The organism is Arenibacter echinorum, assembly GCF_003259375.1.
Taxonomy (GTDB): Bacteria; Bacteroidota; Bacteroidia; order Flavobacteriales; family Flavobacteriaceae; genus Arenibacter; species Arenibacter echinorum.
Genome location: NZ_QLLN01000011.1, coordinates 73058 through 91550 on the forward strand (window position 1 = coordinate 73058; position 18493 = coordinate 91550).

Consider the following 18493-nt stretch of genomic DNA (forward strand, 5'->3'; position numbering starts at 1 on the left):
TATTTTATTTGGAATAAATTTCTAATTCTTTTTCAACTTTTTCCAAGGTCTTATTGGCATCCTTAAGATACTTGGACTCCGGAAAATATTTTTTAAAAGTCACATAAGCCGCCTTGGCATCATTCAATCGACTTTTTTTAAGATAATCGAAGCTGTTCAGGGCTAAATTGGTTGACGCATCAAACTTGTAATATAGGGCATCTTCGCGATAAACGGAACCCGGGTTGTCTGAAATAAAGTTGTCAAAAGCGGTAACCGCGGGAGTTAAAAAGGTATAATCAAATTCCCCAATAGTATTGAATTGTTTTGCTATCTCATAGGATTTGCGTTCTTTCTTGGTCGTCAATTCCCTTGCCATGATATTGGCCTCCACTAGAAATTCGGATTCCTGGTAGGTATTGATGAAGTTTTGCAATTTTATCAGGGCCTTGTCGGTATCTGTTTGATCTAAAGAATATTTTGGGGAAAGCATATAATAACTTTTAGCACCGTAAAACCCTGCTTCTACAGCCTTATCACTTTTAGGATAAGATTTCAGGAACCTTTCGAACTGGTAACCTGCCATATTGTAGTCCTTGGTCTGGAAATAAGAATCCGCAAGAAAGTACATAACACGTTCTCCCTGAGGCTTGCCTATATACTTTGGAGCAATCTGTTCCAACAAGCGGTTCGCCCTTTTAAAATCACCGGCATCATAAAATTTTTCCGCCAAATCGTATTTGGCCTTAACATCTTCATTTTTAAGTACCTTTTGGTACTCACTACAAGAGCTAAGGATGGTGACCACTAATAAAAAGGAAAATAGACGCTTCATTTTTAAAAACATTTTGCAAAATTAAGGATTCTAAACGGATATAAAAAACATTTTTATCGCGCTAAAATAGCCCGCCTCTTTACCAACTACAACATTTTTATGCAAGTTTTAACTTTGTTGGTAAAAAATCCTATTCCAGATAGTCGTGTTTTACTAAACGACCGTCTTCAGCAAGGTGTTCAAAAAACTCTTAATGGTCTTTTTTAAAGTTGCAGTGGCTTCTACCAATGGCAACCTTACAACTGCAGTTCCCAGGCCAACAGCTTCCAACAATGCCTTGATACCCGCGGGATTACCTTCTTTGAAAATTAAATCCATACCGTCCTGCAAGGCATAGTGCAATGCAAAGGCCTCCTTAACTCTGCCAGCCAATCCAAAACGCATCATTTGGGAAAATTCTGAAGGAAGTCCCTGTCCCAAAACAGATATTACCCCAGAACCACCAGCCAATACTGTGGAAAGTGCGGTAAAATCATCTCCAGAAATTACCATAAAATCAGCAGGTTTATCCTTAATGGTACGCATAATCTGAACCATATCACCACAAGCCTCCTTAATACCAATTATATTGTTAAAGTCATTAGCCAATCTCAATACCGTTTCGGGCAACATATTACTTCCAGTTCTACCAGGTACATTGTACAAGATAATGGGCTTGGGCGAGGCCAAGGAAATAGCTTTAAAATGCTGATAAATCCCCTCTTGCGTAGGTCTATTGTAATATGGCGAAACCGATAAAACAGCTACAAAATCCTTTAGATCAGTTTCCTGCAGTTCTTCAACAACGGCCGCAGTGTTGTTACTACCCACACCCAAAACCAATGGTAGCCTTCCTGCGTTGGCATCTACAATGGTATCTATAACCAGTTGTTTTTCCTTTTTGGTCAATACAACAGACTCCCCAGTAGTTCCTAAAACAACCAAATAATCCACTCCACCATCCACACAATAGTTTACGATTTTTGCCAAAGCTATCGTATCTATAGAAAAATCCTCCTTAAAAGGAGTCACCAGGGCAACACCTGTTCCAACTAACTGTTCCATTATTTAATCTCATTTAAAACCCTTAAATATTTCCTCAACTCCTTTTTAAAAGTTTGGAAATCCTTGATGGGAGTATTCAATATCAAATCATTTAAATTTTTATCCACACTACCAAAACCTACCTTTAGCCTGGCTTTGGTCTTTATCGTCATTAACTGTAATAATAATTTTTCATCCGTATAATAATTAACCAAAAGGTCGTATTCCCTGTTTAAAAACTCCAAGGCATAGCTATTTTCAATATTCGCTTTCCACCCCAAATCTTTATCGGAAAAAACTGGGGTTGAATAAGGGGAATTTTTGTCATAATATTTCTTGTACCCAATTATTTTCACAGAATTGGGCCTAAGGGAAAATTCATCCACAAACTCATAAAATGCATTGGCATTTTCAAACTCGTCCAAATCAACAATACAACCAACAGAACTTATGCCTTTAGCCCGATTAATAGTTTCAGTAGGGCTGTTCAAGCCCCGTTGTATAAACTTTTTACCGGCCCTAAATTTAATTTTTTCCTTAAGCGTTTTTAAAAACATGTATTTTTACATTTTCAAGATTGTAAATGTAAATAATATCACCTCAATAATTATACGAAGGTAAGAAGTATATGGATTTAAAAAACAAACATTTTGTTATAATTGCAACAATTATGCTCGCGCTTAGTTGCAAGGAATCCGTTCCTAAACTAAGAAACATTGAAGGACAAAGGATTCAGATCAATTACACTTCCAGTCCAAAAGATTCAGTAGAAAACCTCATCGCCCCATATCGCAATAGGATCAACCAGGTATTGGACAGTGTTTTGGCCTATGCCCCAACTGCTATATCCAAAACAGATGGTACGCTGAATACTCCCGCCGGCAATTTAATGGCAGACATTGTAATGCAGGAAGTAAACCCCGTTTTTGCTGCCAGAACCGGGAAACAAATAGATTTTGTACTTCTTAACTTTGGCAGTATACGATCCGTAATTTCAAAAGGGAACATTACCGAACGCACGGCCTACGAGGTAATGCCCTTTGAAAACTCGGTGGTTATTGCCGAATTGGATGGCAAGGCCATTAGGGCCATGGTATCATTCCTAATAAAGTCCACCGTTGCCCACCCAATTGCAGGGATTCAGATAATCGTGGATAAAAATAAAAGTTTGCAGGCGGTAAACATTCAAGGTAAACCCTTTGACGAAAACAAGACTTATTATGTTGCCACTTCAGATTATTTGATTACCGGTGGTGATAAAATGGATTTTTTAAAAGAATATATTTCTTTGACGGATTCAGATTATCTGATAAGAAATACCTTGATCGATTATTTTAAAAAAATAGATACTCTTACTGCGGCTACGGATGACCGGTTTATGCAAATCAAATAATTATGGAACGTAGAAAATTTATATCGGGAACAGCAGCCTCCGCCACTTTTATAGGTATGGGAGGGCTATCGATGAATTCTTGCCGAAATTCTGCAAAAAAACACATTACTATCTTGCACACGAACGATGTGCATAGCCATATAGACCCCTTTCCTACCAACCATTCGGTCTATCCCAATTTGGGCGGCTTGGCAAGAAGGGCAACTTTGGTTGATCAAATCCGAAAAGAAAACCCGAATACCCTATTATTTGATGCTGGCGACATTTTTCAGGGGACACCCTACTTCAATTTTTATGGGGGAGAATTGGAATTTAAACTAATGAGCATGTTAAAATATGATGCCGCTACCATTGGAAATCACGATTTTGACAACGGCCTAAATGGCCTTTATGCCCAACTGCCCTATGCCTCTTTCGATTTTTTATCGGCCAATTATGACTTTACCAATACCCTTATGGATGGTCATGTGAAGCCATATAAAACTTATATTGTAGATGACATAAAGATCGGAGTCTTTGGATTGGGAATAGAGCTGGCCGGGCTGGTCACCAAAAAGTTGTACCAAGAGACCGTTTATCTAGACCCCATAGAAATTGCCCAAGACATAAGCCGTACCTTAAAGGAGGAGGAAAAATGTGATTTAATTATTTGTCTTTCCCACTTAGGATATCAATATCAAAACCCTCAAAAACCCGATGACCTAAAATTAGCGGCCAAAACAGAGAACATTGATTTGATTATAGGAGGCCATACACATACATTTTTGGACAGGCCCACCATAGTGAACAATAGAAAAAACGAACAAATATTAGTAAACCAGGTAGGCTGCTTCGGCATTAATCTAGGCCGAATCGACTTTTACTTCGACGATGGCAAGCAAAACATTGCAGAGGGAGTGACTATCACGGTATAACCGCATAATATGATTCAAGAAAAAGGAAAATCTATAGTTACAAAAAAGATTATAAAAATACTGGGAGATGATTTTGTAGAACACACGGACGCCTTAGCGGTTGAAGAACCCCTGCAAATTAGTATCAGCGTTCTAACAGTGGAATTCCCCCTCAACAATAAAAACATCTCCATTACTATGAGAACCCCGGGTCATGATCAGGACCTAGCCCTTGGATTTCTGTTCACCGAGGGCATTATCCACACTTCCAATCAAATAAAAAGGGTCACTCTTGATGAAAATAGCATAAATGTCCATCTAATTAATTCCGAAAACATAGATCTTGGTAAACTGGAGCGGCATTTCTACACCAGCAGTAGTTGCGGTGTTTGCGGCAAAGCCAGTATTGAAGCCATAAAAACAATCTGTCGCCTACCCCCTTCCCTAGCGGATTTTCAGATCGAAAAAAATCTTATTAAATCCTTTCCCGGCATTCTTAAGCAAGAGCAGAACATTTTTAACAATACTGGAGGGATACACGCAGCGGCGCTATTTAATTTTCAAGGCGAACTAATTGCAATGCGCGAAGATGTTGGGAGGCATAACGCTTTGGACAAAATTATTGGCCATTTACTTGCTCAGGACCTAATGCCCTTGGACCAACATTTATTGTTTCTGAGCGGTCGCGCCAGCTTCGAATTGATCCAAAAAGCAGCAATGGCAGGGATTCACTTTATTATGGCCGTGGGAGCCCCGTCCAGCTTGGCCGTAGAAATGGCCTTGGAGCACGATATTACCTTAATAGGTTTTCTAAACGAAACCCGATATAACATCTACACCGGCTCCAAACGTATTAAAATTTAGGAATCTAAACTTTGAGACCGATAGCCGAATACCTAACTTTATAGAATATAGAATAAGGATTAAAATATAGTTTGAATGAAAATTAGGATACAAGGAAATTCGGTTCGTTATAGACTTACCCGTTCAGAAGTTGCGTCATTGAAGAAAGAAGGCTATTACAAGGAACAGACCGCTTTTAATGGCAAGGATTTTACCTACGCCGTTGCTGCCAAGGAAAACATTACCGGCCTCCAAGCGGAGTTTCAAGGAGATACCATTACCTTATGTCTACCTAAGAATGAAAGTATTAAATGGCCGGATAACGAGCGGGTAGGCTATGAAAACAAAATGATTTTAAACGACGGCCAAGTACTTAGTTTATTATTGGAAAAGGATTTTGTTTGTTTGGATGAGCGCGTGGAGGACCAATCCGACAATTACCCCAACCCTGCGGCAACAACCAAAAAATAATGGCAAACAACCCTGAAAAATCAAATCCTAGTCCTACCTCACCGGCAAAATTAACCGGTCTAAAAACTACAAGCCCCAAAAAAGTGGCTGCTGGTATTCCTGCGGTTATCTCCTCTGCAAAACATGTATTTGGGGAAATGGGACTCGGTCGAGGATTAAAAGCACTTGCAAACCTCAACCAAAAAGGTGGAATTGATTGTCCTGGTTGTGCCTGGCCAGATCCGGATGATGAGCGAAGCACTATAGCCGAATATTGCGAAAATGGTGCCAAGGCCATAGCTGAGGAGGCCACTACCAAAAAACTGGATACCGACTTTTTCCTAGAAAACAGTGTTTCCCAACTTTCCATGCTTTCAGATTACGAAATAGGAAAAAAAGGGAGGTTGGCACAGCCCATGTACTTGCCCGAAGGCTCCGATTATTATCAAGAAATAAGCTGGGAAGGGGCTTTCTCCAAAATAGCAGATCATCTAAATGGGTTAAAAAGTCCTGACGAGGCTATATTTTACACCTCAGGAAGGACAAGCAACGAGGCAGCCTTCCTTTACCAACTTTTTGTCAGGGAATACGGCACCAACAATATGCCGGACTGCAGCAATATGTGCCATGAAAGCAGTGGCGTTGCCCTTACAGATACCTTGGGCATAGGCAAGGGTTCTGTAAAACTGGAAGATTTTTACAAGACCGAGGTAATTCTGATCCTAGGTCAAAATCCGGGCACCAATCACCCTAGAATGCTGAGCGCCCTTAAAAAGGCCAAAGAAAATGGAGCTACCATTATCTCAATAAACCCGATCATTGAAACCGGATTATTAAATTTCAACAATCCCCAGGAAATAAAAGGAGCCTTGGGAATAAAATCGAAATTAACGGACCTATACCTTCAGGTAAAAATAAATGGTGATATGGCGCTCCTTCAAGCATTGATAAAACTTATGCTGGTTGATGAGGACAAAGATCCGGGAACTGTTTTCGATTTGGATTTTATAAAAGATAAAACCCAAGGTTTTGAAGATTACTTAACGCACATTAGAACACTTGATCTAAATAATTTAATAGCAGAATGTGGAATTCCCCTTCAAACGCTGCAGAGTGTGGCCACTATCCTGCGCAATAACGATAAGATTATTGCTTGCTGGGCCATGGGCCTTACCCAGCATAAGAATTCGGTAAACACCATAAAGGAGGTCGTAAACCTTTTATTATTAAAGGGAAGTATAGGAAAACCTGGGGCCGGTACCTGTCCTGTTCGTGGTCACAGCAATGTACAGGGAGACCGAACCATGGGAATTTATGAAAAGCCCTCAGCATCATTTTTGGACCAGCTGGAGAAAGTATTCCACTTCAACCCACCACGCAAACATGGATTTGACACGGTGGAAAGTATTACAGCCATGCATGGCGGCAAGGCCAGTGTATTTTTTGCCATGGGCGGTAATTTCCTTTCCGCCACTCCAGATACCCTGTTTACGGCCGAAGCGCTTCAAAAATGTGACCTGACCGTTCAGGTTTCCACCAAACTAAACCGCAGTCATCTTATCCACGGCAAAGAAGCCCTAATCCTACCGTGTTTAGGAAGAACGGACAAAGACCTTGTCAAGGGCGAATTACAGTTTATAAGTGTTGAAAATTCCATGGGGGTAGTTCATAGTTCTAAAGGGAGTCTTAAACCCATATCGTCCCAGATGTTAAGCGAACCAGCTATTGTTTGCCAATTGGCATTGGCCACCCTAAAAAATTCCAAAGTGGATTGGAAAAAATATTTGCAACATTATGACCATATCCGGGACAGCATAGAAGAATGTATTCCTGGATTTGAGAACTACAACCAAAGGATAAGACAGCCTTCCGGCTTTTATTTGCCCAACGGGGCAAGGGACAATTCCTATAATACCACAAGTGGCAAGGCCAATTTCAGTGTATCCAATAGTGAGGCCATCGTCTTGGACGAAGGTGAGCTTTTAATGATGACCATAAGGAGCCATGATCAGTTCAACACCACTATTTACGGCCTGAATGATCGCTACAGGGGCATATTCAATGAACGAAGGGTTATATTGATGCACCCCAAGGATATTGAAAGATACCAACTAAAGGAAAGGGATCTGGTGGACCTTTATAATTTTCACAACGATACGGAAAGGATAGCGCAAAAGTTCATTGTATTGCCTTACAATATCCCTGAAAAATGTTGTGCCACCTATTTTCCGGAGGCCAATATCCTAGTGCCTTTAAACAGCACTGCCGATAAAAGCAATACCCCTACTTCCAAATCAGTAATCATTAAACTTAAGAAACATATATCCTAGCCTGTTCAATGGTAAATTCTGCTTCCACTAAACCAAGATATAGTTATCATGACGACCCTAAAAAGAAGCAATTCAAAAAATTTGGATTTTATAGCGCTGGTCAAACTTCTAGATGCCGATCTAAAGTTGAGGGATGGAGATGACCACGGCTTCTATGCGCAATACAATGGCATAGAAAACCTGTCCTTTGTTGTTTTGGCCTATTCGAATAACGCACCCATAGGTTGTGGCGCCATTAAGGCCTATAATGACAATACCATGGAAATAAAAAGAATGTATGTTGCCTCGCAGGAACGCGGTAAAGGAATTGCCTCAAAAATATTAAAAGAGCTTGAAATATGGGCCGCAGAACAAAATTACAGTTCCTGTATTTTGGAAACAGGACTTAGACAGCCTGAGGCGATTGCCCTTTATAAAAAAAAATGGTTACGCTACTATTCCCAATTACGGACAATATAAAGGTATTGCCAACAGTGTTTGTTTTTTAAAAAAGCTATGACGTTGTTTTCAAAAACCCTAACTTAACAGGCATTAAAAAAATCTAATATTTATCTTAAACCAATTCCAATGTACAAAGCTGCATATATTTCAGTTCTTTTATTACTATTAACAATAAACACCTATGGCCAAGCCAACCAGAGGGAATATTACCAACTAAAAACCTACCTCTTGGATACCGAGGAACAGGAAAATACCACAGACCAATACCTCAGCAAGGCCTTGCTGCCTGCTCTCAAAAAACTCAATATCAAGAACGTGGGTGTCTTTAAACCAAGAACAATCGATTCCTTAAATCCTAGAAGCATAAAATTATTGATCCCAATGAAAGGTCTTGGCGATTTAGAAACCATGGAGACCAAACTTCAAAAGGATAAAGTTTATATGGCGGCAGCCAAGGATTTTTTGGATGCCTCTTATAAAAACCCTCCATTTAGCAGGGTCGAATCAGTTATTCTAAAAGCCTTTGTGGATATGCCCAAGATGAAGCCTTCGCCATTAAGCGGTCCCCGAAAGGACCGTGTTTATGAATTAAGAAGTTATGAGTCGGCAACAGAGGCCAAATACATCAACAAGGTAGACATGTTCAACAAAGGTGGGGAAATAAGTCTTTTCGATAGTTTAGGCTTTAATGCCGTATTCTATGGTGAAGTACTTTCAGGTGCAACAATGCCGAACCTTATGTACTTGACCACATTTGAAAATCAGGCCAGTAGGGATGCCCATTGGAAATCCTTTTCAGATTCACCGGTTTGGAACAAAATAAAATCGAACCCCAATTACCAGAACAACGTTTCCAAAAACGTCACGCGTTTCTTCTACCCTACTGAATATTCCGATTATTGATCATAACCCCTATTATTTTTCTCGTTCTGGCGAAGAAGCGTAAGGATATAGAACTTTAAATACATAAAAAGCGGTCATGAAAATTTATCATGACCGCTTTTCTTTTGTATTCACTACCAGGCCTTAACGCCAAACAAGCAACATTACTTCTATTGGTCTAAAAAATACTCCACCAATTGTAGTTGTTCCTCCTCCAAATTTATAACAGGGAATTTTTTTCCGGCCATCCTATACCAATATCCGGCATTGAACTTATCCCCTTCTTTTCGATGCAGATAGGCATGGATCCAGCTACCATTGGTATTATGCAGGTCCTGTGCAATATCATGGGAAGATTCCCAATCCCCCTTGGCATCAAACCACATAGCCCGTAAAGCTTCAGGCCAAGAAGATGGTGCCGATTGCTGCGACAAGGTTGCATTAAACTCTTCAATACTTTTTGGAACGGACATCACTCTAAATTTATATGTACAATTAGGCTACGGTATTCGACAGGGTCCCTATTGAATCAATAGTAATATTAACAACATCCCCATGATCCAAGGTAAAAGAATCCGGAGGCACCACTCCTGTTCCCGTCATCAAAAGGCTTCCAAAAGGAAAGGACATTTCACGATACAGATAGTGAACAAGATCGGTAAGTTTTCGCTTCATTTGTCCTACCTCGGTCTCTCCCTCGAACACTGTATTTCCTTTACGAACAATTTGTATATTGATCTTGGCATCCATAGAAATAGGCTCCTTGCTCAACCATATACACGGGCCCACAGCAGCTGCCCCGTCATAACTCTTGGCCTGGGGAAGATATAATGGGTTTTCCCCTTCAATATCCCTGGAACTCATGTCATTACCAATGGTATAGCCTATTATTTTGGCATTTGGGGTTATCACCAGGGTCAATTCCGGCTCAGGAACATTCCATTTGGAATCCTTTCTGATCCTAACATCCTGCTTATGCCCTACTGCCCTACTAGCTGTACTTTTAAAAAACAATTCCGGCCTTTCCGCATTATAGACACGGTCGTAAAAATCGCCTCCCCCGGCATCTTTGGATTCTTCAATGCGGGCCTCCCTACTTTTGTAATAGGTTACCCCGGATGCCCATATTTCTTGACGTCCCACAGGGGGCATTAAACTGCCGTTCAATATGGTTGCACTATTTTCAATAGGATCAAGCTTGGAAATTAAACTTAATGTATTGTCGTAAATGGCATCATCGCTAATAAATGAATCCCATTCCTTATCGATAAGATAAAATTTATGGTCATTTTCAATCAAAACTCCTTGGTTGGTCTTATAAACTTTCATTCTTTAAAAATTAGATTATTAAACTGATTATGGTTAAAACGATCATTGCGGAAAAGCCCAAAATAGCAGTCCCTAAACTGTGTGTCCTATATCCTTGATTTACTTTCATATCGCTAAGTTGGGTAACCACCCAAAAAAAACTATCGTTGGCATGGGACACTAGGGATGCACCAGCGCCAATAGCAATGACAGCCAAAGCTTTTGAAACCTCGGTATCAAAACCCATTGCCGGCATTAAAGGGGCAATAATGGACGCTGTTGTAATTATGGCTACCGTAGAGGAGCCCTGGGCAGTTTTGATGCCGGCAGCAATAAGGAACGGAAGCCATATCCCTAAATTTCCGTTGGAAATATTGTTCTCCAGCAAGGAACTAATGTCCGAAGTCTGTAGAACTTTTCCAAAGGCCCCACCAGCCCCGGTTATTAATATAATTATGGCTGCTGAAGTAAGTGCCTCCCCTATCCAACCCGAGGTGCTCAACATTTCCCTATCCAATTTTTTGGGCAGGGTAAAAGACAATACCATTCCTATCAATAGGGCTACAACTGGGTTGCCCACAAATCCTATAGCGTACTTAAATGTTCCTTCCCCAAAAGGCAGAGTGGGGTATTCGGCAAAAGACCTCAACACAATAAGAATGATGGGAACGACTATAGGAATAAAGGATTTAAAGACCGATGGAGCGTTTTCCAGCTGGGAATTGATCTGCTCCTCCGTTAGTTTTGGTGCTGGATCAATGAAAATTCTTGAACCTATTTTTTTAGCAAACAAAATACAGACCAATAAGGCCGGTATACTGGTCATTAGACCGAAGAGGATAACCTGACCCAAATCGGCGCCTAAGATTCCAGCAGCAGCGATGGGTCCCGGAGTTGGGGGTACCATGGTGTGGGAAGCCATCAAGCCCAGTGACAAGGCCACTGTTGTTCCCGCCAAGGACAATTTTGCCTTTTTGGTAAGTGCCCTATTTAATGGGGAGACGATAATAAAACCGCTATCTGCAAATACTGGTATGGATACAAAATAACCAATAAAACCCATGGCCATATGAACGCGCTTGGGACCAATAATCTTTAGGACAAGGTTCGCCAAGGTATAGGCACCGCCCGATTTTTCCAGAAAAGTCCCTATAATTAAACCTGCGATAATGATAATGCCAATGCCCCCGATGGTGCTTCCAAAGCCATCATTAATAGTTTTTATGAGCTCATCCAATGGGAGTCCAGAAAAAATACCGAATAACAGACTAGCGGCAAGCAACGCCAAAAATGGGTGAAGCTTAAATCGGGTCGAGGCCACAATTATGAATACAATACAGAGTAGAAGAAGTAGTATGGTATACATAATTATAATTTAGTACAAATATCTTTTTCCCTCATACGCCCTTATTTTTTTTTACTTCCAGCTCTATTCTTTTTCTATTCCCGTGGATGTGACAACTATAGCATATTCAAGAAATCCGTCTCCGAAATAATGGGGACGCCCAGACTTTCGGCCTTGGTCCTTTTACTGGGGCCCATTTTGTCCCCTGCCACAAGATAAGAAGTTTTTGAAGAAATACTAGAGCCAACCTTTCCGCCGTTGTCCTCTATCAATTTTTTAAGTTCATCCCTACTCAAGTTTTCAAACACCCCGGATACCACGAAGGTCTGCCCCTTTAGCAAGTCGGTCTGATTCTCCAGTTTATCGGCCGAGACTTCAAATTGTACCCCGTACCCTCTTAATCTGGAAATAATTTCAAGATTGATTCCGTTCCGAAAAAATGATACCACACTTTCTGCAATACGTTGGCCAATTTCATCGACCGTCATTAATTCCTCTACGGTAGCCATCATAAGGCCATCTATATTTTTATAGGCTCTTGCCAGCTTCTTGGCTACGGTTTCTCCAACAAATCTGATTCCTAAGGCAAATAGTACCCTTTCGAATGGAATTTTGACCGATTCGGCAACCCCTTTTACAAGATTTTCGGCCGACTTTTCAGCCATTCGTTCCAAGGGTATCAGTTGCTCTTTGGTAAGTAAATAAAGATCCGCGTAACTTTCAATAAGACCCTCCTTAAAGAGAAGTTCAACGGTTTCCCCTCCAAGACCCTCTATATCCATCGCCTTACGCGAAATATAATGTTGAATACGTCCCGTAATCTGGGGAGGACATCCATACTCGTTGGGGCAATAATGTTTGGCATCACCCTCAGTACGTTCCAATAGGGTATTACATTCCGGACAATGATCTATATATTGGGTAGGCTCAGAAGATATAGGTCTTTTAGTAAAATCCACCCCCACTATTTTCGGGATTATTTCCCCTCCTTTTTCCACAAAGACGGTATCCCCTTCCCGAATATCGAGCTTTTCTATTTGGTCAGCATTGTGTAAGGATGCCCTTTTTACAGTAGTACCCGCCAAAAGTACTGGTTCTAAATTTGCAACGGGGGTTATGGCCCCTGTACGCCCTACTTGATAAGTAATTTCATTTAACACGGTAGAGACCTGCTCTGCCTTGAATTTGTAGGCCATGGCCCAGCGAGGGGATTTGGCCGTGTACCCCAGCTCCTCCTGATGTTGAATACTATTCACTTTAATGACCACCCCGTCCGTCTCATAGGGCAATTCGTGCCTGTGTTTGTCCCAGTGATCTATAAACTCCAAAACCTCATCCGTGTTTTTACATAGTTTGGCAGCTTTTGGAACTTTGAACCCCCAATCCCTAGCTTTCTCCAACATTTGGGATTGGGATTCCAATTTTAAATTTACCCCAACAATACTGTACAACAGGCAATCCAATGGCCGTTCGGCGACCAGGGCACTGTCCTGCAATTTTAAACTGCCCGATGCGGTGTTTCTAGGATTCATATAAGGATCCTCCCCATTCTCTATCCTTTCTTGGTTCATTTTGGCAAAGCCTTCAAAAGGCAAAACAATTTCCCCGCGAATATCAAATTTAGGGGGATAATCCCCTTTTAATTGCAAGGGCACCGATCTAATTGTCTTTATATTACTGGTAACATCATCCCCCTGAAATCCATCACCACGGGTCACCCCCTTTACCAATTGTCCATTTTCATAGGTTAAACTTATGGAAGCCCCATCATATTTGAGTTCACAGGTAAATTCAACCGGGGCATCGCCCAATATTTTTTGAATTCGTTTTTCCCAATCTTCCAGGTCTTCTTTGGAATATGAATTGTCCAAAGAATACATGCGATGCTCGTGTACCACCGTTTCAAAATTTTTGGTAATTGTCCCTCCCACCCTTAAGGTCGGGGAACTGGCATCATAAAATTCTGGATGCTTTGCCTCAAGAGCCTGCAGCTCCTTTAATTTCATATCAAACTCAAAGTCGGAGATCGTTGCATTGTCCAATACATAATAATTATAATTATGTTCCCGAAGCTCTGTTCTAAGGTTTTCAATTTTTTGTTTGATTTCCATTTATAGTTGATCCTTTTTAATCCATATTGGCAATGGCAAGGGTTGGTAATTTTTCATTTTATGTAATAGTCCGTCAATAGAGTTATCTACCAACAATATATCGTAATATTCCTGCTTTAAAAATCCTTTAGTTACCATGGTACGTAACATAGCTAGCAATTCATCATAAAACCCATTAATATTTAAAAGGCCAATTGGTTTTTGGTGCAGCCCAAGTTGAGCCCAGGTAATCATCTCGAACAACTCCTCCATAGTACCATACCCCCCTGGAAGTGTAATGATTCCGTCGGAGAGGTCATGCATCCTTAATTTCCGTTGATGCATATTTTCGGTAATTATAAGTTTGGTAAGTCCGTTATGAAATACTTCCTTTAATTTTAAAAAATCGGGGATAACACCTATAACCCTGCCCTTATGGTCCAGGGCTCCTTGGGCCAATCTTCCCATAATACCAATTTTCGCGGCACCATAGACCAATGTTATACCCTCTTTTGCAAAAATTGCCCCCAACTCATAGGCGCATTCCACTATTTCTGGATCATTGCCCTCACTGCTTCCACAAAATACAACTATGCTTTCCATATTTATCGAACTTTCCACTTGGGAAAATATTAGTGATCTATAACTTTTTTAATTCCTTGGGCTTTAAGAGACCATGGCTATGTCTGCTATTTCAACTTATTTGTTTAGGGTCGAGCTGTCCTTTTAACATTCTGTCATTTCCAAACATATCTTTTCTGAGCTCAATTTCGCTAAAATTTTCCGCTCTCAGAAGTTGTTTCATTTCTTCGCCAAGATATTGATTTATCTCAAAAAACAGGATCCCGCTTTTCTTTAGATGGCCTAAAGCAAAGCTTGTTATTTTTTTGTAGAAAATCAATGGATCCTCATCTGAAACAAAAAGAGCCAAACCGGGTTCGTGCTCCACGACATTATTTTTCATTTCCAATTTTTCCAATTCCCTGACATAGGGAGGGTTGGACACTATTACATCAAATTTATCTTTAAAACCCATAATAGATAAAATATCCGCTTCCAGAAAGACTATATCCACTTCATTATCCATGGCGTTCTGCCCGGCCATCTGCAATGCTTTTTTTGAAATATCCAGGGCATATACTTTGGCATTGGGCAAGTTTTTGGCCAGGGAGATGGCAATACAACCACTTCCTGTCCCAATATCCAGTATTTTCACTTCTTCCCGAGCCCCCCCTTTTTGAACCTCATTTATAATCCAATAAACCAATTCCTCCGTTTCGGGCCTAGGTATCAAAACGTTTTCATCTACACGAAACTCCAGTTCGCAAAAATGGGCCTTCCCTAAAATGTGTTGAATAGGACGTTCTTGTTTTAATTGGCTCAATGCATAAAACAAAGGATCCTCATTTTCCTTGGACACCACAAGATTAGGTTGCAAGGCCAAAACAAATCTTTCCAAACCCAAATAATGATCTATTACCAAGTAAAAAAAACTATCCACCTCTTCTTTTGGAAAAAGGGGATCCAGCTCTATATGGTAAATGTTCTTAATTTCTTTTAATAACATTCTAAATTTTTGGCAAACATTGTAATCATTATGTACCTAAAAAGGATCCATAATGATCTAAACTGTGTCTATAAACTTTTAAGCATCCAAACCGGACATGAATAATGACCGGTATTTCCCATTGGCGCTTTGATATAATGAAACCCGGACTTTAAATATAATTTTTGGGCGTCTTCCATATAGGGCATGGTTTCCAAATAACAGTGTTCGTAGCCATATTCAGTAGCTCTGTCCAAGCATATATTGATCATTTTAATTCCCAATCCCCTTCCCCTGGCCTCTTCTAGAAAATACATCTTCTGTAATTCACAGATGTTGCCATCGTAATTCTCCAACTGGGCAATTCCGGCGCAACCAATAATCTTACCGTTATCCTCCACCACAAAATAATCGGCCTTTGGTACGTCATAGTTTTCGAACATATGATCCAAGGCCTTATCCGCATAGGCGGTACCCACTTTAGGAACACCCAGGTCCTCCAAAACTTTTCTTATTACCCTGGCAACATTCTCATTGTCTTTGGGCTGAATTTCCCTTATGATAGTGACTAACATATGATTACCAATAATCTACTTATATTGTTCTATTTTTACGAAGTGAAGATACACGAAAAATATATTTCAAGATGCATACAGCTCGCCAAAAATGGCCTGGGAACTACCTTTCCCAACCCGATGGTGGGCAGTGTTATTGTACATGAAGGCAAAATTATAGGAGAGGGTTACACCAGTCCCTATGGTGGTTCCCATGCCGAGGTAAACGCTATAAATTCCGTAAAGGACAAGGTGCTTTTAAAGAAAGCTGCCATATATGTTACCCTGGAACCATGTTCCCATTTTGGAAAAACGCCTCCATGTGCAGACCTAATCATTAAGCATCAAATTCCGAATGTTGTTATAGGCCTTTTGGATCCACATGAAAAAGTTGCCGGAAAGGGCATTGAAAAATTAAAAGCTGCAGGCTGCAATGTCACTGTGGTTGTCCTGGAAAAAGAATGTATGGAACACCATAAACGGTTCCTAACCTCCCATACCAAAAAAAGACCATATATTATTTTGAAATGGGCAGAAACGGCAGATGGCTTCATAGCTCCCGCCCAAGATAAAAGAAATAACAATCCTGAACCTTATTGGATCAGCAATCCTTATTCCCAACAACTGGTCCACCAATGGCGCAGTCAGGAACAGGCCATTTTGGTAGGGACCAACACAGTATTGGTCGATAATCCAAAGTTAAACGTTCGTCATTGGAAAGGAAGGAATCCAATTCGAATTGTTTTGGACAGGGAGTTGAAAATCGACAATAAACACCACGTTTTGGATGGAAGCGTAAAAACCATCATCATTACCGCCCAAAAGCCTGAAAATCCACATAAGGGAATTATATATGAGGTTATTGATTTTGAAAATAATTTGGTAACCCAAATTTGCGACATCCTACATAAGCATGATATTATAAGTGTCATCATTGAAGGAGGCGCCAAAACACTACAAAGCTTTATAGACTCCGAATTATGGGACGAGGCTAGAATCTTCAAGGGCAAGAGTCAATTTAGGGAAGGCTTGGAATCTCCAAGGATCCATGGGTTTCTTGAAAGTGAAACGCAAATAGAATCAGACATATTAACTCTCTTAAAACATGATTAAAAACATCATATTCGATTTTGGGGACATCTTCATCAACCTTGATAAACAGGTAGTTTTTAGGGCACTGCAAGATAACGGCATCCAAGAATTTTTACCTAAATACCATACTATTAACGAAGACTTTGAAGTTGGCAAAATTAGTCCGCAAGAATTTGTAGAAAGACTACAACCTGATTTTCTACACCTTAGCCCTCAAGCAATTACCGATATTTGGAATTCCATGTTGTTGGATTTTCCAGAATATCGCCTCAACTTTTTGGAAAACTTGGCAAAGGAGAACAGCTATAGATTATTTCTTTTGAGCAATACCAATGCCCTTCACATTCCACATGTAATCAAGATTATGGGCAATGAAAGTTTTGAACGGTTTAAAAGTTCGTTTGAACAGTTCTATTTATCACACGAAATACAATTGAGAAAACCGAACCACGAAATATTCCAATTTGTTCTGGAGCAAAATAGATTGGACCCCCAGGATACACTTTTTATTGATGACACCAAGGAAAATACGGATGCAGCTAAGGAATTGGGTATAAACACTTGGAATCTAATTGTAGGCAAGGAAGATGTGGTTAATTTAAAGGAGAGACTATAACATGTTGGACCTTGCGTTAAGTATACTGTTTTCCAGCTTAATTTTTGTGGTTTTTAAATTGTATGACACCTATAAGATTCAAACTCTTTACGCCATCATAATCAACTATGTAGTAGCCTCTGCGGTAGGAATGTTTTTTTACGAAAAAAAAATTGAATTGTTCGAAATCCCAGCGAAACCATGGTTCCTTGGGACATTGGTTTTGGGAATATTGTTCATAGTTGTATTTAACCTTATGGCGGCCACCTCACAAAGAAGTGGAGTCTCGGTGGCTTCGGTTGCAACTAAAATGTCCCTGGTAATACCGGTCATATTTGGTTTGTTGGTATATAATGAAAAACTGGGAGCCTTAAAATCAGTAGGAATTCTATTGGCCTTGGCCGCCGTATACTTTGCATCTGTTAAGGAAAAGGATATCCCCCTCAAGAAAAATATCATTATACTGCCCACCTTGGTTTTTATTGGTTCCGGAATAATAGATACCAGCATTAAGTATTTGGAGGAGACCTTGGTCCCAAAGGAGGAATTTCCCTTATTTTCTGCGGTGGTTTTTGGTTCTGCCGCAACTACAGGGCTTATATTTATTACGATCAAATCCTTAAAAAAACGCACGGTGCCCAATATAACAACTATATTAGGAGGAATTACCCTAGGCATTCTAAATTATTTTTCGATATTTTACCTATTGCGCGCACTGCAGCACGAGAACCTAAATAGTGCCTCTGTTTTCACCATTAACAATGTAGCCATAGTTATGTTTTCTACGCTTTTGGGGGTTGTTCTGTTCAAAGAGCGTATCAGCATCAAAAATTGGGTGGGAATTACACTCGCGATTATTAGCATTTTGCTAGTGGCTTTTTTTTAATAGAACTA

20 protein-coding genes are annotated in these 18493 nt (G+C 40.2%); 10 read left to right on the forward strand and 10 right to left on the reverse strand.

The genetic code is table 11. From position 1 onward, the window contains the following. Positions 1-4: 4 nt before the first annotated feature. The 3 genes from LV92_RS20800 to LV92_RS20810 all read right to left on the reverse strand — a co-directional run bounded on the left by LV92_RS20800 (position 5) and on the right by LV92_RS20810 (position 2394). On the reverse strand, positions 5-814 hold the full coding sequence (locus LV92_RS20800; RefSeq protein WP_394336288.1) for an outer membrane protein assembly factor BamD: 810 nt from the start codon (positions 812-814) through the stop codon (positions 5-7). Between the two features lie 153 nt (positions 815-967). Further along, a complete protein-coding gene (gene dapA / locus LV92_RS20805) occupies positions 968-1858 on the reverse strand; it encodes a 4-hydroxy-tetrahydrodipicolinate synthase (RefSeq protein ID WP_111625525.1) in 891 nt (296 codons plus the stop codon). Continuing rightward, positions 1858-2394 carry a DUF6913 domain-containing protein gene (locus tag LV92_RS20810; protein ID WP_111625526.1) on the reverse strand — a complete coding sequence of 179 codons (537 nt, stop codon included), beginning with the start codon at positions 2392-2394 and terminating at the stop codon, positions 1858-1860. The genes dapA and LV92_RS20810 overlap by 1 nt, the downstream gene beginning before the upstream one ends. A gap of 113 nt (positions 2395-2507) precedes the next feature. On the opposite strand from LV92_RS20810, the gene LV92_RS20815 reads away from it, so the two are divergent. The 7 genes from LV92_RS20815 to LV92_RS20845 all read left to right on the forward strand — a co-directional run bounded on the left by LV92_RS20815 (position 2508) and on the right by LV92_RS20845 (position 9090). After that, entirely contained in the window at positions 2508-3230 is a 723-nt protein-coding gene (locus tag LV92_RS20815; protein ID WP_245946451.1) for a 5'-nucleotidase C-terminal domain-containing protein, read from the forward strand. A 2-nt stretch (positions 3231-3232) separates the two neighbouring features. Next, positions 3233-4144 carry a bifunctional metallophosphatase/5'-nucleotidase gene (locus LV92_RS20820; protein WP_111625528.1) on the forward strand — a complete coding sequence of 304 codons (912 nt, stop codon included), beginning with the start codon at positions 3233-3235 and terminating at the stop codon, positions 4142-4144. 9 nt (positions 4145-4153) lie between these two features. Next, positions 4154-4987: a formate dehydrogenase accessory sulfurtransferase FdhD gene (gene fdhD / locus LV92_RS20825; protein WP_111625529.1), complete on the forward strand. Its 834-nt coding sequence runs from the start codon at positions 4154-4156 to the stop codon at positions 4985-4987. A 75-nt stretch (positions 4988-5062) separates the two neighbouring features. Further along, positions 5063-5437 carry a DUF7009 family protein gene (locus tag LV92_RS20830; RefSeq protein ID WP_111625530.1) on the forward strand — a complete coding sequence of 125 codons (375 nt, stop codon included), beginning with the start codon at positions 5063-5065 and terminating at the stop codon, positions 5435-5437. Further along, positions 5437-7746, forward strand: a complete 2310-nt coding sequence (locus LV92_RS20835) for an FdhF/YdeP family oxidoreductase (protein WP_111625531.1) — start codon at positions 5437-5439, stop codon at positions 7744-7746. Before LV92_RS20830 ends, LV92_RS20835 begins: the two co-directional genes overlap by 1 nt. A 48-nt stretch (positions 7747-7794) precedes the next feature. After that, positions 7795-8205: a GNAT family N-acetyltransferase gene (locus LV92_RS20840; protein WP_394336289.1), complete on the forward strand. Its 411-nt coding sequence runs from the start codon at positions 7795-7797 to the stop codon at positions 8203-8205. A 108-nt stretch (positions 8206-8313) separates the two neighbouring features. Then, complete coding sequence (locus LV92_RS20845) at positions 8314-9090, forward strand: NIPSNAP family protein (RefSeq protein WP_111625532.1); 777 nt, start codon at positions 8314-8316, stop codon at positions 9088-9090. 149 nt (positions 9091-9239) lie between these two features. Here LV92_RS20845 and LV92_RS20850 read toward each other — a convergent pair whose 3' ends face one another. The 7 genes from LV92_RS20850 to LV92_RS20880 all read right to left on the reverse strand — a co-directional run bounded on the left by LV92_RS20850 (position 9240) and on the right by LV92_RS20880 (position 15933). Further along, a complete protein-coding gene (locus tag LV92_RS20850; protein ID WP_111625533.1) occupies positions 9240-9542 on the reverse strand; it encodes a hypothetical protein in 303 nt (100 codons plus the stop codon). Between the two features lie 22 nt (positions 9543-9564). Beyond that, positions 9565-10398 carry a fumarylacetoacetate hydrolase family protein gene (locus LV92_RS20855; protein ID WP_111625534.1) on the reverse strand — a complete coding sequence of 278 codons (834 nt, stop codon included), beginning with the start codon at positions 10396-10398 and terminating at the stop codon, positions 9565-9567. A gap of 10 nt (positions 10399-10408) precedes the next feature. After that, positions 10409-11743 (reverse strand): GntP family permease, encoded by a 1335-nt coding sequence (locus LV92_RS20860; protein WP_111625535.1) that lies wholly within the window; start codon positions 11741-11743, stop codon positions 10409-10411. A 95-nt stretch (positions 11744-11838) separates the two neighbouring features. Beyond that, positions 11839-13833, reverse strand: a complete 1995-nt coding sequence (ligA, locus tag LV92_RS20865) for an NAD-dependent DNA ligase LigA (RefSeq protein WP_111625536.1) — start codon at positions 13831-13833, stop codon at positions 11839-11841. Continuing rightward, positions 13834-14415 (reverse strand): LOG family protein, encoded by a 582-nt coding sequence (locus LV92_RS20870; RefSeq protein WP_111625537.1) that lies wholly within the window; start codon positions 14413-14415, stop codon positions 13834-13836. A 91-nt stretch (positions 14416-14506) separates the two neighbouring features. Beyond that, entirely contained in the window at positions 14507-15379 is an 873-nt protein-coding gene (gene prmC / locus LV92_RS20875; RefSeq protein ID WP_111625538.1) for a peptide chain release factor N(5)-glutamine methyltransferase, read from the reverse strand. A 68-nt stretch (positions 15380-15447) separates the two neighbouring features. After that, on the reverse strand, positions 15448-15933 hold the full coding sequence (locus tag LV92_RS20880; protein WP_111625539.1) for a GNAT family N-acetyltransferase: 486 nt from the start codon (positions 15931-15933) through the stop codon (positions 15448-15450). A gap of 42 nt (positions 15934-15975) precedes the next feature. Between LV92_RS20880 and ribD the strand changes: the two genes are divergently transcribed. From ribD to LV92_RS20895, 3 genes are read left to right on the forward strand one after another with little or no spacing between them, the layout of a single operon-like run. Further along, entirely contained in the window at positions 15976-17025 is a 1050-nt protein-coding gene (ribD, locus tag LV92_RS20885; RefSeq protein ID WP_111625559.1) for a bifunctional diaminohydroxyphosphoribosylaminopyrimidine deaminase/5-amino-6-(5-phosphoribosylamino)uracil reductase RibD, read from the forward strand. Then, positions 17018-17620 carry an HAD family hydrolase gene (locus LV92_RS20890; RefSeq protein WP_111625540.1) on the forward strand — a complete coding sequence of 201 codons (603 nt, stop codon included), beginning with the start codon at positions 17018-17020 and terminating at the stop codon, positions 17618-17620. Before ribD ends, LV92_RS20890 begins: the two co-directional genes overlap by 8 nt. 1 nt (position 17621) lies before the next feature. Further along, positions 17622-18485, forward strand: a complete 864-nt coding sequence (locus LV92_RS20895; protein WP_111625541.1) for a DMT family transporter — start codon at positions 17622-17624, stop codon at positions 18483-18485. Positions 18486-18493 lie beyond the last annotated feature (8 nt).